This is a genomic window from Streptomyces sp. NPDC048636, assembly GCF_040650655.1.
GTDB lineage: Bacteria > Actinomycetota > Actinomycetes > Streptomycetales > Streptomycetaceae > Streptomyces.
The window spans coordinates 386,328-409,448 of sequence record NZ_JBEZHR010000007.1 but is presented as its reverse complement, the minus strand read 5'-3'; the positions used below and the strand labels follow the sequence as shown (position 1 = coordinate 409,448).

The following is a 23,121-nucleotide window of genomic DNA, read 5'->3' as shown; positions in this document are numbered from 1 at the left end:
GACTATCCGTCAGATAATTTCGGGCTGTCAAGCATGACGGCACATACGGTCGCGCGGTGGCACCGATATGCCACCGCGCGACCGTATGACCTCACCCGTCCCCTTGCGTCAATGAATCACCACTGTTCGCTCTCGTCGGTCCGAACCCGCCCGTGCCCCAACGCCCCCGGCTTCCCCGCCCCTCGCTACGCCCCGCTCGTCGGTGGCGACCTGCCTCCGTGCGCTCCGGGCACGCTCCCGGACCTCCGCCCGCTGAGGGTGGTGCGGATCTTCCCCATCCCGCTTGCTCCGATCTGCTTCGACGTCTACGAACCCTCGCGGAAGCAGAGTTGCCCCACCGCATCCCGGAACAAGCACACCTGACACCTCAATTACCACGCAAGCATGAGGAAACAGCGTTAAACGTGACGAGCGCCCCCGCTCCTGGGGAGCGCGCCCCATGCGCCGCCTCTCCCTCACCGACTCGCCGCGCGAGAACGACGGAGAACCGGTTCCGCATACTTTCGGCCATCCTCACCACGTTCCCCGACCCCCTTCCCATTACCGAACACTTGTCCGAAAATGGACGTCATGGCGACCACCGCACTCGCCCACGCTCTCGACGCCGCGGCGCATGGCTTCCGCGTGATCCCGCTGACCCGCGCGAAGCTGCCCGCCGTGCGCTCCCCACACCACCGCGACCCCGAATCCCCGCCCTGCCGCGGCGCATGCGGCCGGCCGGGCCATGGCATCCACGACGCCTCCGCCGACCCGGAGACGGTCCGCGCGCTGTTCGCGGCGGCCCCCTGGGCGACCGCGTACGGCATCGCGTGCGGACGCGCCCCGCATCACCTCATCGGCGTCGACCTCGACATACGGCCGTACGGACCGTTGAACCCCCGGGACCACCAGGAGCAGCGGCGCCACCAGGACCAACGCGGCGACCGGCCCCGGACCCGTACGAACGGCCCCGCCGCCCTCGCCCGGCTGGCCCGCGCGCACGGCTTCCCCGTCCCCCGCACCGTCACCGTCCTCACCCCCGGCGGCGGCCGTCATCTCTGGCTGAGCGGTCCGCCCGGCCTCACCGTCCCCAACTCCGCGGGCCGTCTCGCCCCCGGGATCGACATCCGGGGATCGGGCGGCTATCTCGTCGGCCCCGGTTCGGCCGCCGCGCACGGCCGTTACCGCCTCGCTCCCGGCTCCCCCGCCTGGACCCCCGCCCCCGTCCCGCCCGCGCTGCTGAGTCTGCTGCGGCCGCCGCCCACGGTGCGGCTCGGCGCACCGTCCGGCCGCCACCCGTCCGAGCGGCGTCCCGCCGCGCTCACCGCCCTCGTACGGTTCGTCCGCGAGTCCCGCGAGGGCGAGCGCAACGACCGGCTGTTCTGGGCGGCCTGCCGGGCGTACGAGACGGGCGCGGGCGCCCAGCTCGCCCCCGACCTGGTCCAGGCCGCCGTCGACACCGGGCTCGGCTGCCGGGAGGCGCGGGCCACGGTCGCCTCCGCGGCCCGCAGCGCCGCCCGTCACCTCCAGCCCCCGGCCGTCTGGCCGCCGCCCCTCGGGCAGCCGTGAGGGGCCGCGCGGACGTGGGGCCGAAGGGGCTCCCGGGCACGGCTGAGGGCGGCGCGATCCGGTGGTAAGCGGAACGTGAACCGTGCATTACTCGATCGAGGGGCACTATCGTGACCACGCGACGAGGCGCTCCGTGCACGTACCGCACACCACTCGCCGGTCCTTCCGCCCCTCCGGGCGGACAGTGATGGGGCTCCCGCTCTCCCCGTGACCGGCCGCCCGCCTCCGGCGCACCGGCAGCGAGGCGCGAGCAGGGGGAGCATTGCACGAGCTCTATGCACAGGAGTGGTTCGCGCGGGTCGCGTTACCCCTCGCCGCCTGCGCGCTGGTCACCTGGATCTCGCTGATCCACCGTTTCGCCGACAAGGGCAGGCTGCTGGGGACCGTGCGGTCCACGGCGCTGTGCGCCGCGATCACCGGATGCACCTGCGCCGCGGCACTGATCACCATCACCCTGCTGCTGCCGCACGCGGCCGACGTACCGCCCGCCGTGGCCGCGGCCGCCGCGGGCGGGGCGCTGGCCCCGCGCGTACGGCAGCAGCAGAACCAGCAGTCCACACCGCCCTTCGTGGCGGTGATCACGCTCGGCATCGCGGTACTGCTGGACCGGCTGGAGCGACGGCTCGCCCATGACATGTACTGCCACTGCCACCGGCTGGTCCGGGACTTCGGGACCGTGGCCCAGCTGCGGATGTTCGCCTTCGACGCCCGTGGGTTCCTGCGCGGCTCAACCCCCGTGACCAAGGAGCGGACGACCGTCAACACCCTGTACGAGGAGGTGGATCAGTACCTGGACGACGCCGCGAAGGTCGAGGCCGACATCGAGGCCAGCTGTCGGCGGCGGGAGTTCCAGGACTTCCGCGCCGAACTGCACACTCCCACCCGGGAGGAGGCGGAGGATCAACGTCAGGCGCTGGCCATGGCCAAGGAAGCCTGTGTGAAGATGCTCGAGTTCGGCTACCGGACGGGCAAGCGGAGCGCCGACCGCGATCTCGTACGGCTGCGGGACCAGGCCCTGGCCGAGGAGCCGCTGTCGGCGGTGAGCACGGGCGGCGGCACACCCCATCCCTGATCCGCGCGCTCCACACGGCCGTTCATGGCTTCACGGGGCGTAGACGAAGGAGTCGTCGCCACGGCCGAGGGCACGACGGGCTCCGTCGTCCTTGGGCTCAACGAAGCTGATCTTCACGTCCAGTTCCAGTGCGTCGGCCACCGCGGCCAGACTTCTCAACGTCAGATTCTCATCACCGGACAGTATTTGGCTGACCCGCCCCGGACTGACATCCATCAACCTGGCCAGATCCGCTCTGCTCATATCCCGCTTGCCCAGCAACCCCGCGACCTCCACGGTGGCTTGACGGGCCAGCCGGGACCCCGCGAGCTCCGCGGCCTCCCCCTTCGGACCCTTGCTCTTCCACGGCATGCACATCACTCCCAGCCGCACGCTGTCGACGAGCCTCGCTCGTCCCTCAGCCAAGGTTCCCACCTTTAGCTACAACTAAAAGCCCCTTTGCCGCGCCTCGCACCCCAACTGCCCGCCAGTCGGCCGAAACGACGGCTCTGACCTGCGTCAACGACCGCACCATAGGTTTTCGGCCAGATCGTCGCCAGGCTGGACGCCGCCCTGGGGACGCCCGGCCGAGGAAGAGCGACGGTCAGCGGTCCGCAGTACGGTCCTGATATGGCAGCCAGAATCGATCTGACCTTTGATTGCGTGGACGCGACGCTCCTCGCCGAGTTCTGGAAGACGGCCCTGGGGTACGTCGACGAGCCGCCGCCCGCTCCCTTCAGGACCCGCGAGGAGTGGCTGGCACAGTTCGATCTCCCGGAGGACGATTCCGCGGACGACGCCGCATGGCTCTGCGATCCCGACGGCGTCGGCCCCAGGCTCTCCATCCTCAAGGTCCCCGAGCCGAAGACGGCGAAGAACCGGCTCCATCTCGACATCCGGGTGCCGGGGCACGGCAGCCCCGCCGAGCGGTGGGCACGGATCAAAGCGGAGTCCGAGCGGCTGGTGAGGGCGGGAGGGAAGGTCCTGGAGGAGTTCGACGGCCACCACATGCTGATGGCCGACCCGGAGGGCAATGAGTTCTGCGTCGCGGCGGCCTCCGCCTAGCTCCCGCCCGCACCACTGGCGCACTCCGTCCGCGCTCATGCGGCACATGAGTGTGCATCAGGCGACGGCCGGCCCACGAGCGCTGCTCGCCGCCGCGGCGGCGGACATGCGGAAAGGGTGCCCCCGAACCAGGGACACCCCTTCTGACCAGCTACTTCGCTGACCTCGGCGGAGGCTGAGGGATTTGAACCCTCGGTGACATCGCTGCCACGACGGTTTTCAAGACCGTTCCCTTAGGCCGCTCGGGCAAGCCTCCCCGCGTCGCCCTCAGGGTGACGCGGGGATCAGCCTAGCGCGTCAACTGTCACCCTTGCGCTGCCCCAGGGTGACATCGACGGTGGACTGCTTGCCGTCACGCTTGTAGGTGAGGGTGACCTTGTCGCCCGGCTTATGGGTCCAGATCTCGCTGATCAGGGTGGGTCCGCTGTCGACCACCGTGTCGTCGAGCTTGGTGATCACATCGCCGGACTTGAGGCCCGCCTTGTCGGCCGGGCCGCCGGGGACCACGGCCGGGGCGCCGCCGGCGCCGTTGGAGGCGATGGTGGCGCCTCCGCCGGTGTCCTTCATGTTCACCGTGGCCTCGATCACCGGGTAGACCGCCTGACGGGTCTTGATCAGCTGCTCGGCGACGTTCTTCGCCTGGTTGATCGGGATGGCGAAGCCGAGGCCGATGCTGCCGGACTGCTGTGACTCGCCGAGGCCGCCGCCGCTACCGGCGGACTGAATGGCGGAGTTGATGCCGATGACACCGCCGTTGGCGTTCAGCAGGGGGCCGCCGGAGTTGCCCGGGTTGATGGAGGCGTCCGTCTGGAGCGCCGACATGTAGGAGGCGTTGCCCCCGCCGCCGTCGCTGGAGGCGACCGGGCGGTTCTTGGCGCTCACGATGCCGGTGGTGACGGTGCCGGAGAGGCCGAAGGGGGCGCCGATGGCGACGGTGGCGTCGCCCACGGCGACCTTGTCGGAGTTGCCGAGGGGCAGCGGGTTCAGCTTGGCGTCCGAGGCGTTCTTCAGCTTGATCACGGCGACGTCGTAGCCCTTGGCGCGGCCGACGACCTGGGCGGCGTACCGCTTGCCGTTGGAGAAGGTCGCGGTCAGCTTGCCGCGCTCGGCGGCGGAGGCCACGACGTGGTTGTTGGTGAGGATGTGGCCCTGCTTGTCGTAGACGAAGCCGGTGCCGGTGCCGCCCTCGCCGTTGCTGCCCTGGGCCTCGATGGTGACCACACTGGGCAGGGTCCTGCCCGCGATGTTCGAGACCGAGCCGGGTGCGCGGCTCTCGGACTTGGGGTTGCCGAAGGCGGAGACGGTGGTGGTGTCGCTGTCGTCATGGTCGGCGGCCAGATAGCCGATGCCCCCGCCGATACCGCCCGCGACCAGCATGGCGGCCAGCGCGGCGGCGATCAGGCCGCGGGGCTTGCGCTCGGGTGCCCCGGACGGCGGTACCGGAGCGGTCCCCCACGGTCCGCCCGGTCCGCCGCCCGAGCCGCCCTGCGGCTGTCCGCCGCCGGCGGTCCACCACGAGGCGGACTGCCCAGCGCCGGTGTCGCCGCCCGGGCCGGAGCCCGGAGCACCGGGGACCCCGCCACCGGGCCCGCCGCCCTCGCCCGCACCGCCGGAGGCGGACGCGGTGGGGGGCTGGGCCGGGGGCGCGGTCGGCGGAGAAGCGGCTATCGGCGCGTCCTGGGGCGCCGGAGCCGTGCCCGCGGTGGGCGCGAAATCCGGCGCGGGAGGCACCGCGGGGTCCTGTTGCGGCGCCGGAGGGGCCGGTTGCGGTCCGGCCGCAGGCGGTACGGCAGCGCCCTCGTTCTCGGTGCTCACAGCTGTCTCCTCAGGTGCACGACAGTCTTTCCATGACGGCCCACGCGTACGTATTACCGTCATCAGCTTTTCCCACGGCGCGTCAGACCGCCGTAAGGAGCGGTGGCCCCGTGGACTACCACCCTTTATCCCGGACAAATCGCCCTGCCGCCATTCCGGGCAACGATCGGCGGGGCCGCGTCCAACGGCTCACACCGGGCGGTGGCACCATAACGCGGTGACCTATGCGCGCCCTGCCCGGGACATCCGCCCCGGTCCGCACACCGTCTCCGTCATCGCCCACCGCGGGTCCTCCGAGGACGCCCCGGAGCACACCATGGTCGCGTACCGCAGAGCGATCGAGGACGGCGCCGACGCCCTCGAATGCGATGTGCGGCTGACCGCCGACGGCCATCTGGTCTGCGTCCACGACCGGCGCATCAACCGCACCTCCAACGGCCGGGGGGCGGTCTCCGCGCTCGAACTCTCCGATCTGGCCGCGCTGGACTTCGGCTCCTGGAAGGGCCAGGCCGCGGACAAGGAGGAGCCGGACCGGCACGACCACGACTCCACCTCGGTACTCACCCTGGAGCGGCTGCTGGAGCTGGTCCGGGACGCCGGACGGCCGGTCGAACTGGCGATCGAGACCAAGCACCCCACCCGATGGGCCGGGCAGGTCGAGGAGCGGCTGCTCACCCTGTTGCGGCGGTACGGCCTGGACGCGCCACCGCCCGACGGGCCCTCGCCCGTGCGGGTGATGAGCTTCTCGGCGCGTTCACTGCACCGGGTGCGGGCCGCGGCACCCGCCCTGCCCACCGTCTTCCTGATGCAGTTCATGCTGCCGCGCCACCGGGACGGGCAACTGCCGCCGGGGGTGCGGATCGCGGGACCGAGCATCCGGATCGTCCGGAACCACCCGGGTTACGTGGCGCGATTGCAGCGTGCGGGGCACCGCGTGCACGTCTGGACCGTCGATCAGCCGGAGGACGTGGACCTCTGCGTCCGCCTCGGGGTCGACGCCGTGATCACCAACCGCCCCAAACAGGTACTGTCCCAACTCGGGCGTACATAAGGGGCATTACACGGCGTGCACCGGCGCGTTCGGTACGCATTCAATCGTGGTGAGTGCGTCACACAATGCCACTTGGCCTGTTTCCGCTCCAGCCCATTGGGGCATCCATCCCGTGGCGTGGGGCTAAGGAGGTCTCGGGGGTGGCGTTGGTGGTGGCACGGCAGGTGCCGACGTCGTCGACCATGGCCGTACCCCATGGTCCTGCCGGTGTCCGCGTGGCAAGACAGTGGATGCGTGGCGATTTGGGCAGGACTGGGGTATCGGAATCGGTCATAGACGACGCTGTATTGATCCTTTCGGAATTGCTCAGCAACGCATGGCGCCATGGCCGTCCATGGCGTTCCGACCAGGGTGACCACACGGTCCGGGCGGCGTGGAGCGTGGACGAGGATGAGCGGCTGACCGTCGAGGTGACGGATGGTGGCGGACCCACAAGGCCCCTTCCGGCCAAACCCTCTGTCACCGCGCGCGGTGGCCGCGGTCTCCACATCATCCGATCGCTGGCCGACGACTGGGGCGTCCGGGACGACGTCGGGGAAGTCACGGTATGGGCGCTTCTTCCGGCTGGTGACGGTTTTCTGAAGCGGGTCACGATCCCGACCGATCTGGATCCCGAGCTGACCGCGGGTCTGGCTAACGGCCTCGGCGCCGGGCTGGGCACGGAGCTCGGCGAAGCCGGTCGCGAGGAGATCGGCCACCGGGAGATCGGCCACCGGGAGATCGGACGCGGGGACGTCAACCGGACCGCCGAAGCGGCCATCCCCCGGCAGCCGGACCCGCCGGCGCCGAAACTCGACACGAACATCGATCCTGATTTCGACCGAGAGCTGGACTTCGCCGATCTGGACGAGCTCGCGTAACCGACGCGGCCCATCGACCCGACGAGGTTCGGCCAACGGGCTAGGCTCCCGCCCGTACGAGCAACGTACGAGCAACGTGCGAGCGACGTACGAGCACCGTACGAGCCAGCCCTGCCGGACGATCGGGAGACAGCCACACCATGGCCAAGAAGCGCCGCCCCCAGACAAAGGCCGCAGCCCACCGGGCCACGACGGGCGACATCCCGGTGGTGGGCGCGCGCGAACCCTGCCCCTGCGGCTCGGGCCGTCGCTACAAGGCCTGTCACGGCCGGGAAGCCGCCCACGCCGTCACCGAGCTCGTGCAGCGCCCCTTCGAAGGGCTCCCCGGCGAATGTGACTGGGTGGCCCTGCGCGAGCTGGTGCCCGCCGCCACCGTCGAACTGAGCCTGGTCGACGGGCTGCCCGAGGGCGTGCCGTCGGTCACCCTGGCCACCGTGCTGCCCATGGCCTGGCCCGCGCTGCGCCGTGACAACGGCGCGGTGCTGATCGGCCTCCAGAACGACACCCCCTCCGGTGACATCAGCCGCGATCTCGCCGACACCCTGCGGCGCGCGCTCACGGCCGAGCCCGGTACTCCGGTCTCCGCCGAGCGGGCGCCCGGCGACGGTCCCCGGCTCCAGGATCTGCTCGACCCGAAGGGCACTTTCACGCCGACCCTGCACGAGGGTTTCGAGTTCTGGCTCGAGGACGCCGCGAACGCGAGCGGGGAGGTCGCCGCGTCCCTGGAGCGGGCCAACGCGGCCGCGATCCCGACCGCCCGGCTCTCCGGTGTCGACGCCGCCTACTGGTGCGAGACCCCGGAGAAGAACCACCTGCGCTGGGTGATGTCGACCCCGGAGGAGAAGCTGCTGGACGCGCTCGCCCGGCTGCACGCCGCGGGCGCCTCCTCGCTCGGCGAGAACACCCGGCTGGTGGGCTCCTTCCGGGCGCACGGGCTCACCGTCCCGGTGTGGGACCTGCCCAAGGGGATGGCCGCCGAGGACACCGAGAAGCCCGCCCAGGAGCTTGCCGAGCGGCTCGGCGAGGCGCTCGCCTCCGACGCCCCGCTGACACCCGAGCAGCGGCGTGCGCGCGGCGGTCTCACCAACCGTCAGGTGACCCTGAGCTGACCGTCACGGCCGGGCGGTCCCACCCCGCCCGGCACACGTGACCCTGCTCACAACTCACCGTTACGGCCTGGAAATACGCGTCCGGAAATCCGCGATCGAATTTGCTAACGGCCGATCTCTTGTTACGGTTCTAAAAGCCCGGTCGCTGGTGCATCCCCCGTCGCCAGCGACCGGGCGCTTCCATGTCCGGAGCCGGACGCGACGGCGGAGCCGACGCACGGCGGTACGGACCCCGGTCGGCCGGTGCGATCCGACGGGCGATCCGACGGACGATCAATGGACGACGGGGCCACGGCAGTTGGCCCCTCGGCGGGCAACCCGGCTCAGAGGCCCACAGCGCCCGGACCCGCCCCTGGAAGACGCCTCGACGACCTCCGGGACACAGGGACGTACGCGCACACCACAGCGACGCGGTGGGGCAGCTGCCCCACCGCGCTCTTCCCTCCGCGGATATGCGGAAGTGCGGATATCCATTGGTGCGAATGCGCATGGGCGCATCGGCGCATGGTGCGGAAGTACATAAGCGCGCAGGACCGCGAGTGCATACCTGCGGTGTGCGTACCCGCGGAGTGCACTACGTGCTGACGCGCGGCGCGCGGGTGCGGCGTCAGCGAACGCCCATAGGCGCGGGCCCCACCGACTCCCGCGCCCGCGACCCCGGCCTCAGTAGGCCAGTCGGCTGCCCCCGTCGGGCGCGCTGCTGCTCGCCTCCACCAGGGCCTCCACCACCGTGGACACCTCCGGCAGCCACGGCCGCCCGCCGCGCCGCAGCGGGGCGCGCTCCCAGCGCACCCGGCCCGGACCGGTCTGGGACGGCGGCAGCACCAGATAGCCGCCCTCGCCGTGGAACCGCAGCGAGCTGGGCACCCAGTCCTGCTGGTGCAGCAGCTCGCCGAGCTCTTCGAGCGAGTACGGAGCCACCATCAGCGACCAGCGGGTGGGCGTGGCGACCACCGGGCCGAGCCGTACCCCCGCCCGGTCGAAGGCGGCCAGCGCCCGCGCACCGGCGACCGCCGGCAGGCTCAGCGCGCAGGGGGCCTGGCCCCCGGTGGCCAGCAGAAGGGGCGCGGTGGGGCGGTTGGTCCACCACCAGCGCACCATGCGCGGGTCGGTGGTGGCGGCCAGGAGCGGGGGGTCGAACGGGTGGCCGCCCGGCACCGCGCAGTCCGGGTCGGGACAGCCGCACACCCGGAGCCGTCCACCGCCGGGCTGGAGCCCGATGCCCGGGAGTACGGGCCACTGCCACTCGGTGGCGCAGGTGAGCGCGGCGCGGAGCAGCGGCGATCGTGCGCCGCGCCGCAGCGAGAACTTGCGTCGCCTTCCGAGGATCTCGCGCATGAGCGCTCGTTCCTTTCCGTTAACGCCGAGGGCTGTATCCGTCGCACTTCGCAACTACATGGCACTTTCACAAGGCACTACGTGTCGCTGTACGGCATCGTTCGACCCGTCACAGCTCATGGATCACAAGTCACACTGCGCGTACGAGGCAGCGCATCACGCCGCAGGCCGAGCGTGGAACGTGGCGAGGGGTGGCGCGCGCATGGCGCTTGCCGTCCTGGTGGTGCGTTTCCTCGCCACTCGGGGATGGGCGCGGCCGTTGTCGTTTATGACGCCTGGACCGGCCGTGGGGTTCCGGGGCGATCCGAACTGCCCCCCGCCCCTCTCCGATGTGTACCCGCCGCGGTGGAGACGACGCGCTGTCGATTGACGTCAGTCGACCCCGAATTGACAGCCTAACGACTTTTTTTCAGCCAAGTTCAATTTCCCCCCAGACACCAACAAGACCACCGGGACAATGCTGGACACGCCCCGTGGGTGCGTGTACATCTGGAGACAGTAGCGGCACAGTAGCGGCGCAGCACGACAGGGGGTTTGCGATGCTATTGAGCGAGCCGGACGCGGCGGGCGAAAGCAGCGGGCCATGAACGCGCCTCACCTGCCGAAAGTGGCTGGAATCGATTCTTCCCTCCCGGCGCCCACGCAAACTGCCGACCCCGTTACGCCACCCGCCGCCGTACCGGACCCGGGTCCGGATCCCGGTTCAGGCGTTCAGGACCGCCTCGCCGGGTGGGTGTCGGACCTGACCACCCTCCATGAGCTGACCGAGCGGCTGACCCGCACCGACACGCTCGACGACGCACTGCACGAGGTGCTGCGCGCGGGTGCCGCCCTGGTGGGTGCCCAGCGCGGTCTGGTGGCGCTCGAACCCTCCGACGGGCTCGGCCCGGTGACCACCGTCGGCCTCGGCCTCGGCCACGCCGACCTCGGCCAGATCGAGACGATTCCGCGCGGTTCCGCCTCCGCCGGTCATCTGCTCGACGGGCTGCCCGAGCCGGACGGCGAGCGGCGCGCCGATGTCACCGACCCCGATCGCGCCGATGTCACCCACCCCGATATCGCGAGCGAGGCCGATCTCGACCCGCGCCACCGTGAGGTCGCGGCCCGGCTCGGCTTCGCCGCCAGCTACGCCGTACCGCTGGACACCTTCCCCGACTCCGGCGGACCCGGCTCCGTCACCCCGCCGGGTCCGGCCGTGCCCTCCCCCGGGCCCGACGCGGGCAGCGCCACCGGGGCGGTCGCCACCGCGGACCCGGCCACCGCGGACGACCCCGCGGCGGACGGCTCCGGCCCCGTGCGCACCGGACCGGTCCGCGCCCCCGAGGGCGTACCGGGGCTCGGGACCGCCATGGGCGCCACCCGCCCCGCCGGACGGCTCGGCGCCGCCGCCTGGCTCTACGACGAACCCGCGGAACCAGGGGAGCGCCAGCGCCATCTGGTGGGCCTGTACTGCCGATACGCCGCCGCCCACCTCGCCCGGCTCCTCGAAGTGGTCCGCGCCCGCGCCGCCGTGGCGACCGTCCAGGAGGAGTTGCTGCCCGCACGGCTGTCCCGGGTCCCGGGCGTCCGGCTCGCCGTCCGCCACCACCCCGGGCCGTACGGCGGCGGGGACTGGTACGACGCGCTGCCGCTGCCCGACGGCGCGCTCGGGCTCTCCGTCGGCGGGGTGACCGGGACCGGCCCGAGCGCCGTGGTCGCGATGGGGCGGCTGCGGGCCTCCCTGCGCGCCTACGCGGTGATGGAGGGCGAGGATCCGGTCGCCGTCCTCTCCGATCTCGAACTGCTGCTGCGCCTCACCGAACCCGCCCGTTCCGCGACCGCCCTGTTCGCGTACTGCGAGCCGGGACCGCGCCGGGTGGTGCTGGCCGGGGCCGGCCACTGCCCGCCGCTGATCACCGGTGAGCGGCGCACCGAGTTCGTGGAGACCACACTGTCGGCGCCGCTGGGGATGCTCTCCTGCTGGGAGGCGCCCAGCGTGGAGCTGGAACCCGGCTGTGGAGAAACGCTCCTCTTGTACAGCGACGGGCTGCTGCACCGCACCGGGGAGCCCAGGGACCGCGCCTTCGCCCGGCTCCAGGCCGCCGCCGCGAGCGCGCCCAAGGCCGTCCGCGGCGACCCGGACGCGCTGCTGGACCACATGGTGCGCACCGTGCTGCCCGGAGGTACGGATTCCGGGGACGGCACCGAGGACCTGGTCCTGCTCGCGGTCCGCTTCGACTGAGCCGCCCCGTTCCCGCCGCGGTTCCCGCCGAGCGCGCCGCGGTTCCCACCGGGCCGCGCCGACCGCTTCGGCACCGGCGCGACGTGGCGTTCTCGGCCCTCCCGGACGCCCTGTCCCCCCACCTACGATGGGAGAGGTCCAGTTCGAGGAGGATGTTGTGACCGAGGAGCCCACTCCTGAAGCCCTGGAGACCCCGGAGGCCGAGGAGCAGCCCATCCAGCAGCGGAAGAACGGCCTGTATCCGGGCGTCTCCGACGAGCTCGCCGCGAACATGCAGTCCGGCTGGGCGGACACCGAGCTGCACGACCTGGAGCCCGTCGAGCAGGCTCCGCACACCGCCCGCCGGCGGGCCGCGCTGTCCGCGCGCTTCCCCGGCGAGCGTCTGGTCATTCCCGCGGGCAACCTCCGCACCCGGTCCAATGACACGGAGTTCCGGTTCCGTGCCGCCACCGAGTACGCCTACCTCACCGGTGACCAGACCGAGGACGGCGTCCTGGTCCTGGAGCCGGAGGCGGGCGGCGAAGGCCACAGCGCCTCGCTCTATCTGCTGCCGCGCTCCAACCGGGAGAACGGCGAGTTCTGGCTGGACGGCCAGGGCGAGCTGTGGGTCGGCCGCAGGAACAGCCTCAGCGAGGCCGAGCGGCTGTTCGGCGTGGCCGTGAAGGATGTGCGCACGGTCGCCGACGACCTGAGGGGCGCCACCGGCCCGGTCCGCATCGTGCGCGGCCATGACGCCGGGCTGGAGGCCGCGCTGACCGACAAGGTCACCGCCGAGCGCGACGAGGAGCTGCGCGTCTTCCTCAGCGAGCAGCGGCTGATCAAGGACGAGTTCGAGATCGGCCAGCTCCAGAAGGCCGTGGACTCGACGGCCCGCGGCTTCGAGGACGTCGTGAAGGTGCTGGACAAGGCGGAGGCCACATCCGAGCGCTATATCGAGGGAACGTTCTTCCTGCGCGCCCGGGTCGAGGGCAACGACGTCGGCTACGGCTCCATCTGCGCCGCCGGACCGCACGCCACCACCCTCCACTGGGTGCGCAACGACGGTCAGGTCCGCTCCGGCGATCTACTGCTGCTGGACGCGGGTGTGGAGACCGACACCCTCTACACCGCGGATGTCACCCGCACCCTGCCGATCAACGGCACCTTCAGCCCGCTCCAGCGCACCATCTACGACGCGGTCCACGAGGCGCAGGAGGCGGGCATCGCCGCGGTCAAGCCCGGCGCCAAGTACCGCGACTTCCACGACGCCGCCCAGCGGGTGCTGGCCACCAGGCTGGTGGAATGGGGCCTGGTCGAGGGCCCGGTGGAGCGGGTGCTCGAGCTCGGCCTCCAGCGCCGCTGGACCCTGCACGGCACCGGCCACATGCTCGGCATGGATGTGCACGACTGTGCCGTGGCCCGCACCGAGACCTACGTCGACGGCACCCTGGAGCCGGGGATGTGCCTCACGGTCGAGCCGGGGCTGTACTTCCAGGCCGACGACCTGACCGTGCCCGAGGAGTACCGGGGCATCGGCGTCCGGATCGAGGACGACATCCTGGTGACGGAGGACGGGAACCGCAATCTGTCCGCCGCGCTGCCGCGCCGGGCCGATGACATCGAGGCGTGGATGGCCCGCCTCACCGGCTGACCTTCACCTTCCGGCTCCGCGAGGCGTTTCGCGAAGCGGTTCGCCGGAGCGTTTCGCGGAACCCAGCGGGGGAGCGGCGTCGCCGCTCCCCCGTTGCGCTGCCCCGGGCCGTCGCGCGGCCGTCAGCCCTTGCCGGGCACCTTGCCGGTGGTCACCGCGATCCGGTTCCAGGCGTTGATGGTGAGGATGAGCGCGATGAGCTGGGCCAGCTCCGCCTCCTCGAAGTGGCGCGCGGCCCGTCCGTACACCTCGTCCGGGACACCGCCCGGCAGCAGGGTGACCGCCTCCGTGAGCGCGAGCGCGGCCTGCTCCTTCTCGGTGTAGAACCCGGCCTCGCCCGCTTCCTCCCAGACCCCCACCAGGTTGATCCGCTCGGGGCTCTCCCCCGCCGCGTGGGCGTCGGTGGTGTGCATATGGAGGCAGTACGCGCAGTGGTTGAGCTGTGAGGCGCGGATCTGCACCAGTTCCACCAGGGCCGGGTCCAGACCCTGCCGCGCGGCGGCGTCCAGTCCGATGAGGGCCTTGAACGCCTTGGGGGCCGCCTTGGCGAAGTTGACCCGTGCGGGGCGCGCCCCCGCCGCCGTGCCGGTCGTCGCGGTTGTCGTCGTGGCCGTTGTCGCAGTCGTTGTGGTCATGACGATTAATCTAAGCCTCGATGCGACAGGCTGTAGGGTGCATTTCCATGGCGGAATCGCGGGTCAATTCGGCGGAGATCCTCGGCAGTGACCTCCATCTGGAGCTGACCCGCGCGGGCAGCCGCCGGACCGCGCTGATGAGCGCGCTGCGCGAGGCCGTCCGCGGCGGGCGGCTCGCCCCCGGCACCCGGCTGCCGCCCTACCGCTCCCTCGCCACCGACCTCGGCATCGCCCGCAACACGGTCGCCGACGCCTACGCCGAACTGGTCGCCGAGGGCTGGCTCACCGCCCGTCAGGGCTCCGGGACCCGGGTCGCCGCCCGCACCGCACCGCCCCCGCCCCGGCGCACCGGCGGCCGCGAGCGCGGTGGGCGTCCCGCGGCCCCGGCCCCGGCCGGACGCAGACGCCGGGCCACCCCCGCCCCGCGCCCCACCCACAATCTGCTCCAGGGCCAGCCGGACGCCTCCGCCTTCCCCCGCACCGCCTGGCTCGCCTCCGCCCGCCGCGCCCTGACCGCCGCCCCCAACGAGGCGTTCGGTCCCGGCGATCCGCACGGCCGCCCCGAGCTGCGCCGCGCGCTCGCCGACTACCTCGCGCGGGCCCGCGGGGTGCGTACCGACCCGGACCGGATCGTGGTCTGCTCCGGCTTCGCCCACGCCCTGCGGCTGCTCAGCTCCACCAAGGTGCTGCGCCCGGCGCTGGCCGTCGAGTCGTACGGGCTGGCCTTCCACCGCTCGCTGCTGTCCACCGCCGGGGTGCGTACGGTGCCGCTGCCGCTGGACGCGCACGGCGCCCGTACCGAGGAGCTGGCCGCCCACCCGGCGCTGCGGACCGCGAGGGCCGCCCTGCTCACCCCCGCCCACCAGTTCCCGACCGGCGGTCCGCTGCACTCCGAGCGGCGCGCCGCGGCCGTGGATTGGGCGCGCGCCGTCGGGGGACTCGTCCTGGAGGACGACTACGACGGGGAGTTCCGCTACGACCGCCAGCCGGTCGGTGCCGTCCAGGGGCTCGATCCGGACCGGGTGCTCTATCTGGGCTCGGTCAGCAAGAGCCTCTCCCCGGCGCTGCGCCTGGGCTGGATGGTGCTGCCGGACTCTCTCGTCGACGCCCTGCTGTCCGCCAAGGGCGAGCGGGAGGGCTGGGCGAGCGCGCTCGATCAGCTGACGCTCGCGGACTTCATCGAATCCGGCGGCTATGACCGCCATGTGCGCCGGATGCGGCTGCGCTACCGGCGCCGCCGGGACGCGCTGGTGACGACGCTCGCCGAGCGCGCTCCGCATATCCGGGTCTCCGGGATCGCCGCCGGGCTGCACGCGGTGCTCGAACTCCCGCCCGGCACCGAGCGGTCCGCCGTCCAGGCCGCCTCCTGGCAGGGGCTGGCCCTCGACGGTCTGGCGGGCTACCGGCACCCGGACGCGACCACACCTCCGCTGGAGGGGCTGGTCGTCGGCTATGCGACCCCGCCCGAGCACTCCTTCCCGGCGGCGCTGGACGCCCTGTGCCGGGCGCTGCCGCCCGAGCCGCCGCCGCGGACCGCCTGACCGGCGCCCTGGGCACGGACCCCCGAGCGAGGAGCCGGGACCTGACCACCCGACCGCCTACGACGCCCTGAGCAGGGAGTCCTCACGCCACTTGAGGATCTTGTCGAAGCTCACCACCACACCGCCGCGGCCCGGCCGGTCGCGGTAGCGGACATGGTCGGTGAGGGCCTCGATGAGAAAGAGCCCCCGGCCGTGCTCGGCCTGTGCGGGCGCCGGACCGTGCGGGTGCTGGGATCCGCGCGGGGTGGCGGGCCGCCGCTCACTGCGGGTGCGCGATCCACGACGGACCGTACCGCGCTGGGTGAATCCGGGCCCCGAGTCGGTGACCTCGATACGGCAGGTGTCGCCGTCGATGAAGGCCGTGACCCGGTAATCCCCGCCGGTGCCGTCGGCTCCGCCGTGCTCCACCGCGTTGGCACACGCCTCGGAGAGGGCGACCGACAGATCGTAGGAGATCTCCGGGTCCACCCCGGCTGTCTCCATCGTGCCGAGGAGTAGTCGTCGTGCGAGGGGAACGCTCGCCGCCTCGCGGGGCAAATGGAGTGACCACCAGATGCTCATGCTCCAGCCTCCCGGCCGCGGCTCGACATACCGTTACGTATTGCCTGGGTCCATGGTCCGTAAGCGTGCGATTGACGTGACTCCGCTCATTCGGCGGACGCGCACGGCGGGCGCACCGGTGTATGGGGCTGTCCCGGTGTGCGCCGTTACGCCCTACCCGCCGTAGGTAACGCATTTGCCCAGTGGGATGATGGCGCCGCCATGGCTTCCTCTGTCGCCCGTGCGGGCGCCGATCTGCGCATGCTGCGGGCCGCGGTGTTCACCGCGGTCTGCGTTGTGCTGTCCGCGGCCGGGCATGTGTTCGCCTCCTGTGCGACCGTGCCGCTGTGGACGGTGGGCGTGGGGGCCGCGGCGCTGTTCTCGGTGGTGGTGCCACTGGCCGGGCGGGAGCGGTCGCTGCCCGGGATAGCCATGGTGCTGGCCATCGGCCAGCTGGCGCTGCACACCGTCTTCGGGCTCGGCCAGGCACAGGCGGCCGCCGCCCTGCGCGCCGACGGTCACGAGGGCCGGGTCATCGGCCTGGCCGCGCGCCTGCTGTGCGCCCCCGTGCCCGGCCGGATCGACGCCGCCACCGCGCAGCGGATCGTCGAGCGCGCGGGCATCGACCCCTCCTCGGTACGGGACGCGCACGCCGCCCACTCCCCGCACCCCGCACCCCTGAGCGCCGTACCCGGCACCGAGCATGTCCCCGGCCTCGACAGCCTGCTGCCGTCGCTGCCCATGGCGCTGGGCCATCTGCTGGCCGCCGTCGCCATGGGCTGGCTGCTGCGCCGCGGCGAGATGGCCGTGTGGCGGGCGGTACGGCTTTCGGTGGACGGGGTGCGCGAGCTGGCCGAGGTGGCGCTCGTCCGGGGGCTGCGCGCCGCGCTGCGGCTGGTGCGGACGCTGCTCGCCGGACTGGCCGGACTGCCTTCGGCCGGGCCCCGGCGGCCGCGCGGGACCGAGCACGACGAGGGCGCCACCACCGCCCTGGTACTCCAGCACAGCGTGATCAGACGGGGTCCGCCGCGCTGCGACCTCGCGGCCTGACCGACGCGACGCTCCTCCAGCGGTTCCGGAGGGCGGCCGCGGCCTCGCCGCACGCGCGCCACCCACTGATCATCCGTTTCGGATCCCTGGAGTACCCCATGAACGCCATGCGTCTTCGTCGTCTGCCGGTTCTCGGTGCCCTCACCGCGGGCGGCCTGGTGCTGCTCGCCGCGGGCCCCGCCTTCGCGCACGTCAGCGTGCAGCCCGGGGAGGCTGAGAAGGGCGGCTACAGCACCGTCAACTTCAAGGTGCCCAACGAGCGCGACGACTCCTCGACCACCAAGCTCGAGGTGACCCTCCCCACCGACCATCCGCTCGCCTCGGTCATGCCACAGCCGGTGCCGGGCTGGGACGTGAAGGTCACCAAGAAGAAGCTGGACAAGCCGATCGAGATGCACGGCGAGAAGATCACCGAGGCGGTCAGCAAGGTCACCTGGACCGGCGGCAAGATCGAGCCGGGCCAGTTCCAGCAGTTCCCGCTCTCCGTCGGCCAGCTTCCCGAGGACGCCGACCAGCTCGTCTTCAAGGCGCTCCAGACGTACGACAACAAGGAGGTCGTGCGCTGGATCGAGGAGCCCAAGGAGGGCGCGGCCGAGCCGGAGAACCCGGCGCCGGTCCTCAAGCTGGTCGCCCCGGCCGAGGGCTCGGACGGGCACGGTGCGCCCGGCGGTCACAAGGACGACAACAAGGGCGAGGGCGAGGACGGCAAGGAGAACGCCGCCGACTCCGGCGGCGACAGCAGTGACACCACCGCCCGGGTGCTGGGCATCGCGGGCATCGTCGTCGGCGCCGCCGGTGTCGCCTTCGGTGTCCTCGCGAGCCGCCGCCGCTCCGCCTGACCCAGAGGCTTCCACGGCGTGACCGCGCGTCCCGACCCGACGCCGCGGTCCCGCGGGGCGGCGGGCCCCTCCGGCCCGCCGCCCGCACGCCGGACCCGGCCATCCACGCAGCACCCATCCACACCTTCACGGGAGAACAGCTCCATGCGCACCACCATCCTGGGCACCGCTGTTGTCGCCGCCGCCGCACTCACCCTGACCGCCTGCGGCGGCTCCGACGGCGACGGTGACAAGGGGGACGCGGCCGCCGCCGAGGTCAAGGGCGGCCAGCAGTCGGGGAAGGCCATCTCGCTCGACAAGGGCAAGGAGAAGGCCAAGCCGGACCTCGTCCTGACCGACACCGACGGCAAGAAGTACGACCTCGTCGAGGAGACCAAGGGCCGTCCCACCCTGCTCTTCTTCGGCTACACCCACTGCCCGGACGTCTGCCCGCTGTCCATGAGCAACCTCGGCATCGCCGAGAAGAAGCTCTCCAAGGCCGAGCGGGAGAAGCTCCGCGTCGTCTTCGTGACCACCGACCCCAAGCGCGACAATCCGAAGCGGATCCGCTCCTGGCTCGACGCCCAGGGCGGCAAGGACTTCGTCGGGCTCACCGGTGACTTCGACACCATCCAGGCCGGCGCCCGGACGCTGGGCATCTACGTCGACAAGCCGAAGAAGGAGAAGGACGGCAGCATCACCGTCGGCCATGGCGCCGAGGTGATCGGCTACGCGCCCCAGGACAACAAGGGGCACTGGATCTACACCACCGGCACCACCGCCGAGCAGTACGCCAAGGACCTGCCGAAGATCGTCAAGGGGCGGAACCCGTGACCGGCGGCATCCCTCTCCGCAAGGCCGCCGCCGCGGTGCTCGTTCTCGGTCTGTCCGCCGCGATCGGCGCCTGCGGACCCGGTGACGGCGACGACGGCGGCAGCGGCGCGGGCGGCAAGGGCGGCGGGCGGCCGAAGCTGTCCGTCAGCGGCGCGTACCTCCCGCAGCCGTCGATGGACGATATGGCCGCGGGCTTCCTGACCGTACGGAATGCCGGTGGCGGCGCGGACAGGCTGACCTCCGTCTCCACCCCGCTCGCCTCCGCCGTCACCCTGCACCACACCGCCGACAACCGGATGAAGCAGGTGAGTTCGCTGGCCGTCCCGGCGAACGGACGGCTGGAGCTGGCCAGCGGCGGAGATCATCTGATGCTGACAAAACTGACCCACCGGCCGAAGGTCGGTGAGAAGGTCGAGTTCACCCTGCGCTTCGCGCACTCCGATCCCATCGCGATCAAAGTCCCGGTCGAGCCGACGACGTACCGCCCCAAGGACTGACGCCCGATGCCCTCGCTGACCTCACCGGCCGCCGCCCGGCCCGCCCGCTCCGTCACCGCCCGGCGGCTGACGGCGGTCTGCGCGACCCTGCTGGCCGCGCTGTTGTGCGCGCTGACCGTCGGTGCGAACACCGCGTCCGCGCACGCCCAGCTCACCTCGACCGACCCGCGCGACGGATCGGTGGTGAAGACCGCGCCCTCGGAGGTCACGCTGAACTTCTCGGAGGGCGTGCTGCTCTCCGACGACTCGGTGCGGGTGCTCGACCCCAAGGGCAAGCGGGTGGACACCGGAAAACCCGGCCATGTGGCCGGCAAGACCTCGACCGCCGCGGTCAGGCTGCACTCCGGGCTGCCGGACGGCACCTTCACGGTGGCGTGGAAGGCGGTCTCGGAGGACAGCCACCCGGTCAACGGCGCGTTCACCTTCTCCATCGGCGCCCCGTCCAGGACCGACGTCAAGGTCTCCCAGGGCGGGGAGTCCGACACCACGGTCGGCACGCTGTACGGGATCGGGCGCTACGTGGCCTACGGCGGGTTCGCGGCGCTGGTCGGCGCGTCCGTGTTCGCCGGGGTCTGCCGCTCCTCGCGGTCGGTGCGCAAGATCGCCGTCGGCGGCTGGGTGACGCTCTTCGCGGCCACCCTGGCGCTGTTGCTGCTGCGCGGTCCGTACACCGCGGGCGAGGGAATCGGCGCGGTCTTCGACCTCGGCGGGCTCGGCGATGTGCTGTCGACCAAACCGGGCGCGGCGATGCTGTCGCGACTGCTGCTGCTCGGCGCGGCGGCGGTCTTCCTGGCGGTGCTCTTCGGTACGTACACCCGGCGCACCGAGGAGGCCGAGGCGGCCAAGGCGGCGGGCGAGGACGAGGGGATCGACCACGGGCGCCGCCAGGACCTGGCCTTCGGACTCGGCTTCGGCGGCACGGTGGTCGCGGTCGGGCTGGCCGCGACCTGGGCGATGGCCGAACACGCCTCGGTCGGCATCCAGAAGGAGCTCGCGATGCCGGTGGACGTGGTCCATCTGCTCGCCGTCGGGGTGTGGCTGGGCGGACTGGCGTCGCTGGCCGTGGCGCTGCGCGCGGGCGAACCGGTCGGGCGGACGGCGGTGCGCCGCTTCTCCCGGCTGGCCTTCTGCTCGGTGGTGGCGCTCGTCCTCACCGGCCTCTACCAGTCGTGGCGGCAGGTGGGTTCGTGGAAGGCGCTGACCGGCACCGAATACGGGAAGTGGCTGCTGGTCAAGGTCGGTCTGATGGCGGTGCTGGTGGGTATCGCCGCCCTGTCGCGCCGCTGGACGGGCCGTCTGCTGGACGCGGCGGAGGACGACGCGGAGACGCGCGAAGAGGCGGGGGCGAAGGCCGGGGCCGGGACCGGGGCTGTCGGGGCGAAGGCCAAGGCCAAGGTGACCGCGGCGGCGACGGCCGGACGGGCGGGCCGTACCGCCAGGGCCGGAACCGGGGCCAAGGGCGCGGAGGCGGACGGCGCGTCCGCGGCGGAGTCCTCGGAGGACGGCACCGCGGACGACCCCGTGCGCAGCGCCCAACTCGCCCGCCAGCGCGCCGCCGTCGACCGGACCGCCGCCCGGCGCGAGCGCGACACCGACCCGGTGCGCAGCGGACTGCGCCGCTCGGTCCTTGCCGAGACGGTCGTGGCCGTGGTGCTGCTCGCGGTGGCCACCGTGCTCAGCGGCACCCAGCCCGGCCGGGCCGAGACCGGACAGCCCGCGGCCGCGGCCGCGCCCGATCCGCTGGGCGTCGACCCGGTGAGCGTGGAGATCCCGTACGACACCGGCAGCAAGAGCGGCCGCGGCAAGGCCGTGGTGATGCTCGATCCCGCGCTCCCCGGGGACAACACGCTCCATGTCTTCCTCCTCGACCGGGCCGACCGGCCCGTGGACGCCGAGGAGGTCAAGCTGTCGCTGACCCTCAAGGAGAAGGCCATCGGACCGCTCCGGGTGCCGCTGGAGCACCTGTCCACCGGACACTGGAGCACCGAGAGTGTGCGGCTGCCCCTGGGCGGCGCCTGGCAGATCTCCCTGACCGTACGCACCTCCGACATCGACCAGGTGACGGAGACGAAGACCGTGAAGATCGCGCGATGACCACTCAGCAGCACTCCCGGCGGAACCCGGGAAAGAAGTCCGAGAACACCTCCGAGAACAACAAGGACGCGTCACAGAGTCAGGTCCCGGCGCAGAGTCAGGACGCGTCGCAGAGTCAGGACGCGTCGCAGGGCCCCGGCTCGCGGATCTCCCGGCGGCGGCTGCTGGGCACGGCGGGCGCCGCGGGCGCGGCCGGTCTAGTGGCGGGCGGCGCCGCCGGCGCGTACGCCGCCGAGGCCACCCGCTCGGAGCCGGAGCCGCTCACCTCGGTGGGCAGCACCACCGTGCCCTTCCACGGCACACACCAGGCGGGGATCACCACTCCGCTCCAGGCCCACGGCCATCTGGTCGCCTTCGACCTGGTCCCCGGCGCGGACCGTAAGGCGGCCGCCGCACTGCTGCGCCGCTGGTCGAGGACGGCCGGGCAGCTGACCGAGGGCAGGACGCCGCCGGACGACACGGGGATCGCGCTGGACGCGGGGCCCTCCGCCCTCACCGTCACCTTCGGTTTCGGCCGGACCTTCTTCGGGCGGGCGGGACTCGAGGACCAGCTGCCGGAGGCGCTGGCTCCGCTGCCCGACTTCGCCTCGGACGCCCTGGACGCCAAGCGCAGCAACGGCGACCTGTGGATCCAGATCGGCGCCAACGACGGCCTGGTCGCCTTCCACGCGCTGCGCGCCCTCCAGCGCGACGCCCGCGGCACCGCCCGGCCGCGCTGGCAGATGAACGGCTTCAACCGCACACCCGGCGCCACCGGCCATCCCATGACGGCCCGCAATCTGATGGGCCAGATCGACGGCACGAACAACCCCAAGCCGTCGGACGAGAACTTCCAGCGGCGGGTCTTCGTGCCCGCGAAGGGCGAGCCCGCCTGGATGGCACACGGCTCCTACGCGGTGGTCCGGCGGATCCGGATGCTGCTGGACTCCTGGGACCATCTCTCCCTGGAGCGGCAGGAGAAGGTGATCGGACGCCGCAAGTCCGACGGCGCCCCGCTGTCCGGGGGTACGGAGGACACCCCGGTCGGGCTGGGCAAGGTGAACGGGGACGGCTCGCTGGCCATCGCCGGGGCGGCCCACGTACGGGTGGCGGCGCCCGCGTCGAACCAGGGCGCGGCCATGCTGCGGCGGCCCTTCTCGTACCACGACGGCTTCCGCGACGACGGTGCGCCGGACGCCGGGCTGCTCTTCGTCGCCTGGCAGGCGGATCCGATGAAGGGGTTCGTTCCGGTGCAGCGGAAGCTGGACCTGGGCGACGACCTCTCGCGCTTTCTGCGGCACGAGGCGAGCGCGCTGTTCGCGGTGCCGGGCGGCGCCGGTCCGGGAGAGTACGTCGGTCAGGCACTATTGGAAGGATGAGCCGCCCTGTCCGTCGCCACCGCGGGGTGTCCCTGGCCGGTCCGGGTGGGACCCGGCCGCGGGCGC

General features: G+C 72.3%; 19 protein-coding genes, 1 tRNA gene and 1 pseudogene. 15 read left to right on the top strand and 6 right to left on the bottom strand.

Translation table 11 applies throughout. The features are described from left to right. The first annotated feature begins 570 nt into the window (after positions 1-570). A complete protein-coding gene (locus AB0C66_RS21935) occupies positions 571-1,548 on the top strand; it encodes a bifunctional DNA primase/polymerase (protein ID WP_362440948.1) in 978 nt (325 codons plus the stop codon). A 262-nt stretch (positions 1,549-1,810) separates the two neighbouring features. Continuing rightward, on the top strand, positions 1,811-2,620 hold the full coding sequence (locus AB0C66_RS21930; RefSeq protein ID WP_362440945.1) for a hypothetical protein: 810 nt from the start codon (positions 1,811-1,813) through the stop codon (positions 2,618-2,620). Between the two features lie 30 nt (positions 2,621-2,650). Here AB0C66_RS21930 and AB0C66_RS21925 read toward each other — a convergent pair whose 3' ends face one another. Beyond that, on the bottom strand, positions 2,651-3,025 hold the full coding sequence (locus AB0C66_RS21925; RefSeq protein WP_362440942.1) for a helix-turn-helix transcriptional regulator: 375 nt from the start codon (positions 3,023-3,025) through the stop codon (positions 2,651-2,653). Between the two features lie 204 nt (positions 3,026-3,229). Between AB0C66_RS21925 and AB0C66_RS21920 the strand changes: the two genes are divergently transcribed. Next, complete coding sequence (locus AB0C66_RS21920; protein ID WP_362440939.1) at positions 3,230-3,664, top strand: VOC family protein; 435 nt, start codon at positions 3,230-3,232, stop codon at positions 3,662-3,664. A 169-nt stretch (positions 3,665-3,833) separates the two neighbouring features. Here AB0C66_RS21920 and AB0C66_RS21915 read toward each other — a convergent pair. Both AB0C66_RS21915 and AB0C66_RS21910 read right to left on the bottom strand, forming a co-directional pair. Beyond that, positions 3,834-3,920 (bottom strand) — tRNA-Ser (locus tag AB0C66_RS21915). A gap of 41 nt (positions 3,921-3,961) precedes the next feature. Continuing rightward, positions 3,962-5,479: a trypsin-like peptidase domain-containing protein gene (locus tag AB0C66_RS21910; RefSeq protein ID WP_362440936.1), complete on the bottom strand. Its 1,518-nt coding sequence runs from the start codon at positions 5,477-5,479 to the stop codon at positions 3,962-3,964. Between the two features lie 217 nt (positions 5,480-5,696). On the opposite strand from AB0C66_RS21910, the gene AB0C66_RS21905 reads away from it, so the two are divergent. The 3 genes and pseudogenes from AB0C66_RS21905 to AB0C66_RS21895 all read left to right on the top strand — a co-directional run bounded on the left by AB0C66_RS21905 (position 5,697) and on the right by AB0C66_RS21895 (position 8,499). Further along, the gene (locus tag AB0C66_RS21905) at positions 5,697-6,530 is read left to right on the top strand and encodes a glycerophosphodiester phosphodiesterase (RefSeq protein ID WP_362440934.1); all 834 of its coding nucleotides are present in this window, start codon (positions 5,697-5,699) and stop codon (positions 6,528-6,530) included. Positions 6,531-6,595: 65 nt separating this feature from the next. Continuing rightward, positions 6,596-7,090 (top strand): annotated as a pseudogene (locus tag AB0C66_RS21900) (ATP-binding protein); the annotation flags it as partial. A gap of 440 nt (positions 7,091-7,530) precedes the next feature. Continuing rightward, positions 7,531-8,499 (top strand): DUF5926 family protein, encoded by a 969-nt coding sequence (locus AB0C66_RS21895; RefSeq protein WP_362440931.1) that lies wholly within the window; start codon positions 7,531-7,533, stop codon positions 8,497-8,499. Positions 8,500-9,162: 663 nt separating this feature from the next. On the opposite strand, the gene AB0C66_RS21890 is transcribed toward AB0C66_RS21895, so the two are convergent. Beyond that, positions 9,163-9,837 carry a bifunctional DNA primase/polymerase gene (locus tag AB0C66_RS21890; RefSeq protein ID WP_362440928.1) on the bottom strand — a complete coding sequence of 225 codons (675 nt, stop codon included), beginning with the start codon at positions 9,835-9,837 and terminating at the stop codon, positions 9,163-9,165. Positions 9,838-10,420: 583 nt separating this feature from the next. Between AB0C66_RS21890 and AB0C66_RS21885 the strand changes: the two genes are divergently transcribed. Further along, positions 10,421-12,058 (top strand): PP2C family protein-serine/threonine phosphatase, encoded by a 1,638-nt coding sequence (locus tag AB0C66_RS21885; protein WP_362440925.1) that lies wholly within the window; start codon positions 10,421-10,423, stop codon positions 12,056-12,058. Between the two features lie 127 nt (positions 12,059-12,185). Next, the gene (locus tag AB0C66_RS21880) at positions 12,186-13,688 is read left to right on the top strand and encodes an aminopeptidase P family protein (RefSeq protein ID WP_362440922.1); all 1,503 of its coding nucleotides are present in this window, start codon (positions 12,186-12,188) and stop codon (positions 13,686-13,688) included. Positions 13,689-13,810: 122 nt separating this feature from the next. Here AB0C66_RS21880 and AB0C66_RS21875 read toward each other — a convergent pair whose 3' ends face one another. After that, the gene (locus AB0C66_RS21875; RefSeq protein WP_362440919.1) at positions 13,811-14,323 is read right to left on the bottom strand and encodes a carboxymuconolactone decarboxylase family protein; all 513 of its coding nucleotides are present in this window, start codon (positions 14,321-14,323) and stop codon (positions 13,811-13,813) included. A 47-nt stretch (positions 14,324-14,370) separates the two neighbouring features. Here AB0C66_RS21875 and AB0C66_RS21870 point away from each other — a divergent pair, with 47 nt between their 5' ends. Next, on the top strand, positions 14,371-15,864 hold the full coding sequence (locus tag AB0C66_RS21870; RefSeq protein WP_362440917.1) for a PLP-dependent aminotransferase family protein: 1,494 nt from the start codon (positions 14,371-14,373) through the stop codon (positions 15,862-15,864). 57 nt (positions 15,865-15,921) lie between these two features. Here AB0C66_RS21870 and AB0C66_RS21865 read toward each other — a convergent pair whose 3' ends face one another. Continuing rightward, entirely contained in the window at positions 15,922-16,425 is a 504-nt protein-coding gene (locus AB0C66_RS21865; protein ID WP_362440914.1) for an ATP-binding protein, read from the bottom strand. 201 nt (positions 16,426-16,626) lie between these two features. On the opposite strand from AB0C66_RS21865, the gene AB0C66_RS21860 reads away from it, so the two are divergent. From AB0C66_RS21860 to efeB, 6 genes are all read left to right on the top strand, one after another. Next, a complete protein-coding gene (locus AB0C66_RS21860; protein WP_362440911.1) occupies positions 16,627-17,454 on the top strand; it encodes a hypothetical protein in 828 nt (275 codons plus the stop codon). Between the two features lie 107 nt (positions 17,455-17,561). After that, complete coding sequence (locus AB0C66_RS21855) at positions 17,562-18,293, top strand: YcnI family protein (RefSeq protein WP_362441110.1); 732 nt, start codon at positions 17,562-17,564, stop codon at positions 18,291-18,293. A gap of 144 nt (positions 18,294-18,437) precedes the next feature. Continuing rightward, positions 18,438-19,106, top strand: coding sequence for an SCO family protein (locus AB0C66_RS21850; protein ID WP_362440908.1), 669 nt, complete (start codon positions 18,438-18,440; stop codon positions 19,104-19,106). Continuing rightward, entirely contained in the window at positions 19,103-19,603 is a 501-nt protein-coding gene (locus AB0C66_RS21845) for a copper chaperone PCu(A)C (RefSeq protein ID WP_362440905.1), read from the top strand. The genes AB0C66_RS21850 and AB0C66_RS21845 overlap by 4 nt, the downstream gene beginning before the upstream one ends. Positions 19,604-19,609: 6 nt before the next feature. Next, positions 19,610-21,697, top strand: coding sequence for a copper resistance protein CopC (locus AB0C66_RS21840; RefSeq protein WP_362440902.1), 2,088 nt, complete (start codon positions 19,610-19,612; stop codon positions 21,695-21,697). Further along, on the top strand, positions 21,694-23,055 hold the full coding sequence (gene efeB, locus AB0C66_RS21835) for an iron uptake transporter deferrochelatase/peroxidase subunit (protein ID WP_362440899.1): 1,362 nt from the start codon (positions 21,694-21,696) through the stop codon (positions 23,053-23,055). The genes AB0C66_RS21840 and efeB overlap by 4 nt, the downstream gene beginning before the upstream one ends. Positions 23,056-23,121 lie beyond the last annotated feature (66 nt).

Bases quoted from the DNA above. Each gene is read 5' to 3' on its own strand.
- AB0C66_RS21935 (WP_362440948.1), top strand. From the start codon at position 571: ATGGCGACCACCGCACTCGCCCACGCTCTCGACGCCGCGGCGCATGGC.
- AB0C66_RS21920 (WP_362440939.1), top strand. From the start codon at position 3,230: ATGGCAGCCAGAATCGATCTGACCTTTGATTGCGTGGACGCGACGCTC.
- AB0C66_RS21895 (WP_362440931.1), top strand. From the start codon at position 7,531: ATGGCCAAGAAGCGCCGCCCCCAGACAAAGGCCGCAGCCCACCGGGCC.
- AB0C66_RS21890 (WP_362440928.1), bottom strand. From the start codon at position 9,837: ATGCGCGAGATCCTCGGAAGGCGACGCAAGTTCTCGCTGCGGCGCGGC.
- AB0C66_RS21885 (WP_362440925.1), top strand. From the start codon at position 10,421: ATGAACGCGCCTCACCTGCCGAAAGTGGCTGGAATCGATTCTTCCCTC.
- AB0C66_RS21880 (WP_362440922.1), top strand. From the start codon at position 12,186: ATGGGAGAGGTCCAGTTCGAGGAGGATGTTGTGACCGAGGAGCCCACT.
- AB0C66_RS21875 (WP_362440919.1), bottom strand. From the start codon at position 14,323: ATGACCACAACGACTGCGACAACGGCCACGACGACAACCGCGACGACC.
- AB0C66_RS21870 (WP_362440917.1), top strand. From the start codon at position 14,371: ATGGCGGAATCGCGGGTCAATTCGGCGGAGATCCTCGGCAGTGACCTC.
- AB0C66_RS21865 (WP_362440914.1), bottom strand. From the start codon at position 16,425: ATGAGCATCTGGTGGTCACTCCATTTGCCCCGCGAGGCGGCGAGCGTT.
- AB0C66_RS21860 (WP_362440911.1), top strand. From the start codon at position 16,627: ATGGCTTCCTCTGTCGCCCGTGCGGGCGCCGATCTGCGCATGCTGCGG.
- AB0C66_RS21855 (WP_362441110.1), top strand. From the start codon at position 17,562: ATGCGTCTTCGTCGTCTGCCGGTTCTCGGTGCCCTCACCGCGGGCGGC.
- AB0C66_RS21850 (WP_362440908.1), top strand. From the start codon at position 18,438: ATGCGCACCACCATCCTGGGCACCGCTGTTGTCGCCGCCGCCGCACTC.
- AB0C66_RS21840 (WP_362440902.1), top strand. From the start codon at position 19,610: ATGCCCTCGCTGACCTCACCGGCCGCCGCCCGGCCCGCCCGCTCCGTC.
- efeB (WP_362440899.1), top strand. From the start codon at position 21,694: ATGACCACTCAGCAGCACTCCCGGCGGAACCCGGGAAAGAAGTCCGAG.